The following is a 6128-nucleotide window of genomic DNA, read 5'->3' on the forward strand; positions in this document are numbered from 1 at the left end:
GCATATTCTATTTACATGACGAAAGCGCCGGGGACCGGTTTTCACCATCCGACGACGCTTTGTTCTGTTCACAGCCACATCCGGGCACGGGATCATAACCATGACCACCCCATGGATGGCAACGCATTATCCGTTTAAATCCCATCCAGCCGCCTTTTAATGCACCATGACGGGCCAATGCTTCGAGCATAAAAGCCGAACAGGTCGGCTGATAACGGCACGACCACCCAATATATGGCGACAAAAACAGCTGATAGCCGCGAACTGCGACTTGAAGAAGACGGGCAAAAAAACCGGGAGCACGCATTTCTGTCATCTCCCTTGGTCTCCTGCCTTCGTCGAACCGGCTGGCTTGCGGTTGCCCCGTCCTTTGTTCGGACGGCGCGCATCAGGCGCAGACGGCTTGGCATCAGGAACCCGACGCAGGGCAAAACGCATATCATCAATCAGCTTGTCAAACGGCCGATCAATGGTCTGCGCGCGACCGATCACGACATAATCCCAACCGGGCAATGCGTGTTCGCTCATCAATTGCTCTGCCACAGCACGCAAACGCCGCCGAACGCGATTGCGGACGACGGCCTTTCCCACCTTTTTGGTGACGGTAAACCCGACTCGTGCGAGTCGGTCTTCACCGGCGTATTCTGTGTCCGGTTTGATCCCCGGCCGCGGTGCGCCCTGCAGGATCAATCCCTGTGTAACCCATTTCCGGCGGGTGCCCGCAACGCGGAGAAACTCCGCCCGCTTTTTAAGGCGTTCCACCGAAACGGTCACAACATTAGGCCGACAGACGCTTGCGGCCCTTGGCGCGGCGTGCGGTCAGCACACGGCGGCCACCGACGGTCGCGCTGCGGGAACGGAAGCCGTGGCGGCGTTTCCGTACGAGTTTGCTTGGCTGGTAGGTGCGCTTCACTGCACTTACTCCGTTCTAAATAAGGTAATCCGATAAAATTCGAGGTCCGCTGTATAGGGCTTCACACCAGAGCTGTCAACTCGTGACAGGGCATTTACCCCCAGAAAACCGGCAATGCCGCCGGGATTTCGTCCCGACGGCATCCGAATAGTGAATTCGTCACCACTCGATACGTTCGACATTGGAGAATGTCAACTCGGAACCGTCGGAAAATACGATTGTTCCTGACGAATCGGTGCTGAGTTCAAAGGAGCTGCCCTTGCTTTTGGTAATCTCGCCTTCATCAAGGACAAGTGTCCAGTCGCTCGAGTCGATATCGCCGCCACCGACACCATGCAATTCGATGGTATCCGTGGTCCAGCCGTTGGCACCGCCATCAACATGATCATTGCCATCGCCCATGTTGAAGATGAACAGATCCGACCCACCGCCGCCATACAGGCTGTCATCGCCGATGCCACCGATCAGGGTGTCATTCCCCTCACCACCCAGCAGCATGTCGTTGCCAGCCCCGCCGATCAGCATGTCGTCGCCAGCACCGCCCAGAAGGCTATCATTGCCGTCGCCACCATCGAGCGTGTCGTCACCACCGCCGCCATCAAGCGTATCATTGCCAGCGCCACCAAAGAACGTGTCTTCGCCCCAACCGGCTGTCAGGGTGTCGTCACCGGCACCGCCGTCAAACTCGTTATCACCACCATCGGCATTGAGGATGTCGTTGCCATCGCCGCCATAGAAGGTGTCATCACCCCAGGCACCATGGATCGAGTCATCGCCACCACCGCCCCAGACGGTGTTGCGGCCATCCCCGGCATCGATGTTGTCGTTACCATCACCAGCGGAGATCGTATCCTTGTCGCTTCCGGTCGTGATGGTGTCGTCGCCACTGCCGGTATCGATGGTATTGCGACCTTCACCGCCATAGACCGTGTTATCACCGTCCCCGGCATCAATCACGTCATCGCCCGATCCGGTCATGATGGTGTCATCACCGATCCCGGACGTGATGGTGTTTTTGCCTTCACCGACATTGATATAGTTGTCGCCATCCCCGGCACTGACGGTGTCGTTGCCACTTCCGGCGAGGATGCTGTCATCCCCGGATCCGGTGGTGATGTCATTGCGCCCTTCGCCGGCACTGACATAGTTGTCACCGTCGCCGCCCAGAATGGTGTCATCACCACTTCCGGCATACAGGCTGTCATCGCCAGCACCGGTTTCGATGTAGTTGCGGCCTTCACCGGCATAAACGATGTTGTCACCGGCACTTGACGTAATGGTGTCACGGTCGCTGCCGCCGGTGATGTAGTCATTCCCGGTGCCGCCATCGATGGTGTTACGGCCTTCACCACCGTGCAGGGTGTCATCCCCGCCACCGCCATAGATCGTGTCGTCACCACCATCACCGGTAACACTGTCATCGCCCTCGCCGGCATAGATGACGTCGTCACCCTCTCCGGCCCAGACCGTATCGTTGCCGGCATTGGTGCTAATCGTGTCATCACCGTTATTGCCACCGACGGTGTCGTTGCCCGATCCGGTTTCGATCTCACCATCATCATTCGGGTCCCAGATGACTTCATCGTCGTCCTGAACTTCGTCAAAGGTGACTTCAAGAATGGCCGTCGTGGTCGCGGTATCCTCGCCATCACGTGACTGGACCGAAACGGTCAGCTCGAACGTGCCGGAATAATCGCTAGCCGCCGTAATCGTCAGACCCGACAGTTGGGCTGGCGTCAGCGTCCAGGTGCCATCACCATTATTCGTCCCGGCCGACAGGCTTGCGCCATCAGGTACGCCACTAATGGTGACGGTCAGCGTTTCACTGGAATCGGTGACAGCCGCATCGATATCAAGGGCAACGGCGGTGCCTTCATCCCCGCTGGCATCCTCGACATCAAGGGTTGGCGTATCAGCCACACCGGCAACATCAACCGTGATCGTATCGCTGACACTGCTGGTATCGCTGCCATCGGTCGAGGTCACCGTGATACCAAGATCAAACGAACCGGAGTAATCATCGGCAGGCGTAATTGTAAGGCCTTCAAGATCGCCCGGGCTCAGCGTCCAGGTGCCATCACCATTGTTGGTCCCGGCAGACAGGCTTGCACCATCGGGCACGCCGGAAACCGTAATCGTCATGGTTTCCGAACTGTCAGTCAGGCCAGCATCAATATCAATCGCGATATCCGTATCTTCGTCGCCAGAGATATCCGACACATCAAGTGTCGGCGCATCGGCAACGCCAGCAACATCCACGGTGATGATATCGGTTGAGGTCGCCGTATCCGCGCCATCGGTCGAAGTCACACTGACGGAAAGGTCGAACGATCCGGAATAGTCGTCAGCAGGTGTAACGGTAAGCCCCTCAAGGTCTGCCGGCGCCAGGCTCCAGGTCCCATCGCCATTATCGGTACCGGCCGACAGGCTGGCGCCATCCGGAACGCCGGAAATCGTCACAGACAGAACTTCCGACGCATCCGAAAGCCCTGCTGCGATATCAAGCGCGATATCACTGTCTTCCGACCCAGAAGCATCGCTGACATCCAACGTCGGCGTATCGGCAACCCCGGCCACATCCACGGTGATCGTGTCACTCACACTGGCAACATCTTCACCGTCGGCCGAGACCGCAGTAACGCTCAAATCAAACGAACCGCTGAAGTCCTCAGCCGGCGTGATCGTCAGAGCATCAAGCTGATCGGAGCCCAGCGTCCAGGTACCGTCACCATTATCCGTGCCCGCAGACAGGGTAGCCCCGTCAGGAACACCGGAGATGGTCACCGTCAGGGTCTCAGAGCTATCGGTGAGGCCTGCGTCGATATCAAGCGCAATCGCGCTGTCTTCATTGCCAGAAGCATCGCTAACGTCCAGCGTCGGTGCATCAGCAACACCGGCAACATCGACCGTGATCGAGCCAGTGGTCGTTTCGACGTCCGAACCATCCGCAGACGTTGCCGTCACACCAAGATCAAACGAGCCACCGAAGTCCTCTGCCGGTGTAATCGTGAGACCTTCGAGCTGATCGGAACCCAGTGTCCATGTGCCGTCGCCATTGTCCGTACCTGCAGACAAAGTCGCACCGTCTGGAACCCCGGAGATGGTTACCGTCAGTGTTTCAGAACTGTCGGTGAGACCCGCATCAATATCCAATGCAATCGCAGAGTCTTCGTTACCGGATGCATCAGAGATATCCAAAGTCGGAGCATCCGCGACACCTGTGACATCAACGGTGATAGAACCGGTCGTCGTTGCAACATCAGAGCCATCGTCAGACGTCGCGGTCACGCCAAGATCAAACGACCCGCTGAAGTCTTCAGTCGGTGTGATCGTAAGACCCTCAAGCTGGTCTGAATTCAGCGTCCAGGTGCCATCACCATTATCGGTACCAGCAGACAGGGTTGCCCCGTCCGGAACGCCGGAGATGGTCACCGTCAGGCTTTCGGAGCTATCGGTGAGCGCGGCATCAATATCCAATGCGATCGCGCTGTCTTCGTTACCGCTCGCATCAGAGATGTCGAGGGTCGGCGCATCTGCAACACCGGCTACATCGACCGTGATCGAACCAGTCGTGGTCACAACGTCAGAACCGTCAGCCGACGTTGCGGTCACGCCGAGATCAAACGAACCGCTGAAGTCTTCAGCCGGCGTGATCGTTAAACCTTCAAGCTGATCAGAGCTCAGTGTCCAAGTGCCATCACCGTTGTCGGTGCCAGCCGACAGAGTGGCACCGTCAGGAACACCGCTAATGGTGACCGTCAGGGTCTCGGAGCTATCCGTCAAGCCTGCATCAATATCCAATGCAATCGCGTTGTCTTCGTTACCGCTCGCATCAGAGACGTCGAGGGTCGGCGCATCTGCAACACCGGCTACATCAACAGTGATCGAACCGGTCGTGGTCGCAACGTCCGAACCATCCACCGACGTCGCTGTCACACCAAGATCAAACGAGCCGCTGAAGTCCTCAGCAGGCGTAATCGTCAGACCTTCAAGCTGATCGGAACCCAGCGTCCATGTGCCGTCGCCATTATCAGTCCCAGCAGACAGGGTAGCCCCATCAGGCACTCCACTGATCGTTACAGTCAGGGTCTCGGAGCTATCCGTCAGGCCTGCATCAATGTCGAGTGCGATGGCGGAATCTTCGTTGCCAGAGGCATCGCTGACGTCCAGCGTCGGCGCATCGGCGATACCAGCAACATCAACAGTGATGCTGTCTGTGGTCGTTGCTAAATCAGAGCCATCAGCAGACGTCGCAGTTACACCAAGGTCAAACGAGCCACTGAAGTCTTCAGCCGGTGTAACCGTCAGACCTTCAAGCTGATCCGAACTCAGCGTCCAGGTGCCATCACCATTATCGGTACCAGCCGACAAGGTCGCACCGCCTGGAACGCCAGAAATGGTCACCGTCAGGGTCTCGGAGCTATCAGTAAGAGCCGCATCGATATCAAGCGCGATGGCGGAATCTTCGCTGCCGCTTGCGTCCGACACATCAAGGGTCGGCGCATCAGCAACGCCAGCAACGTCAACCGTGATTGAATCCGTAGTCGTCGAAATATCCGAACCGTCGGCAGAGGTTGCCGTCACACCAAGATCAAACGAACCACTGAAGTCCTCAGCTGGCGTAATCGTCAGATCTTCAAGCTGATCCGAACCCAACGTCCAGGTGCCATCGCCATTATCCGTACCAGCGGACAAAGTCGCACCGTCCGGAACGCCAGAGATGGTCACCGTCAGTGTCTCGGAGCTATCCGTGAGGCCTGCGTCAATGTCGAGCGCAATGGCAGTGTCTTCATTACCGGACGCATTCGACACATCCAGCGTCGGTGCATCCGCCACACCTGCAACGTCAACCGTGATCGAGCCGGTCGTGGTCGCGACGTCCGAACCATCCGCAGACGTTGCCGTCACACCAAGATCAAACGACCCGCTGAAGTCCTCAGCCAGCGTAATCGCCAGACCTTCGAGCTGATCTGATCCCAACGTCCAGGTGCCGTCGCCATTATCCGTACCAGCCGACAGGGTTGCGCCGTCCGGGACACCGGAGATGGTTACCGTCAGCGTCTCACTGGAATCCGTCAGACCGGCATCGATGTCGAGCGCGATCGCACTGTCTTCGTTGCCGGAGGCATTGCTGACATCGAGCGTCGGTGCATCAGCGACACCAGTCACATCGACCGTGATCGAACCAGTCGTGGTCGCAACGTCCGAACCGTCA

Annotated in this window: 4 protein-coding genes; all 4 read right to left on the reverse strand. The window is 57.8% G+C overall.

Annotated features, from left to right (window positions below):
- Positions 1-7: 7 nt before the first annotated feature.
- On the reverse strand, positions 8-316 hold the full coding sequence (yidD, locus tag CMO10_RS06925; RefSeq protein WP_297020077.1) for a membrane protein insertion efficiency factor YidD: 309 nt from the start codon (positions 314-316) through the stop codon (positions 8-10).
- Positions 313-774, reverse strand: a complete 462-nt coding sequence (rnpA, locus tag CMO10_RS06930; RefSeq protein ID WP_363928331.1) for a ribonuclease P protein component — start codon at positions 772-774, stop codon at positions 313-315. Before rnpA ends, yidD begins: the two co-directional genes overlap by 4 nt.
- A 4-nt stretch (positions 775-778) precedes the next feature.
- Positions 779-913: a 50S ribosomal protein L34 gene (rpmH, locus tag CMO10_RS06935; protein WP_007091264.1), complete on the reverse strand. Its 135-nt coding sequence runs from the start codon at positions 911-913 to the stop codon at positions 779-781.
- Between the two features lie 159 nt (positions 914-1072).
- Positions 1073-6128 (reverse strand): beta strand repeat-containing protein (locus tag CMO10_RS06940; protein WP_297020078.1); only part of this gene is annotated, 5056 nt, incomplete at its 5' end.

Origin of the sequence: Thalassospira sp. (assembly GCF_002709775.1) — a bacterium.
GTDB lineage: Bacteria > Pseudomonadota > Alphaproteobacteria > Rhodospirillales > Thalassospiraceae > Thalassospira.

What these genes read in the sequence shown, in the direction of transcription:
- yidD (WP_297020077.1), bottom strand. Translation starts at nt 316, where the DNA reads ATGACAGAAATGCGTGCTCCCGGTTTTTTTGCCCGTCTTCTTCAAGTC.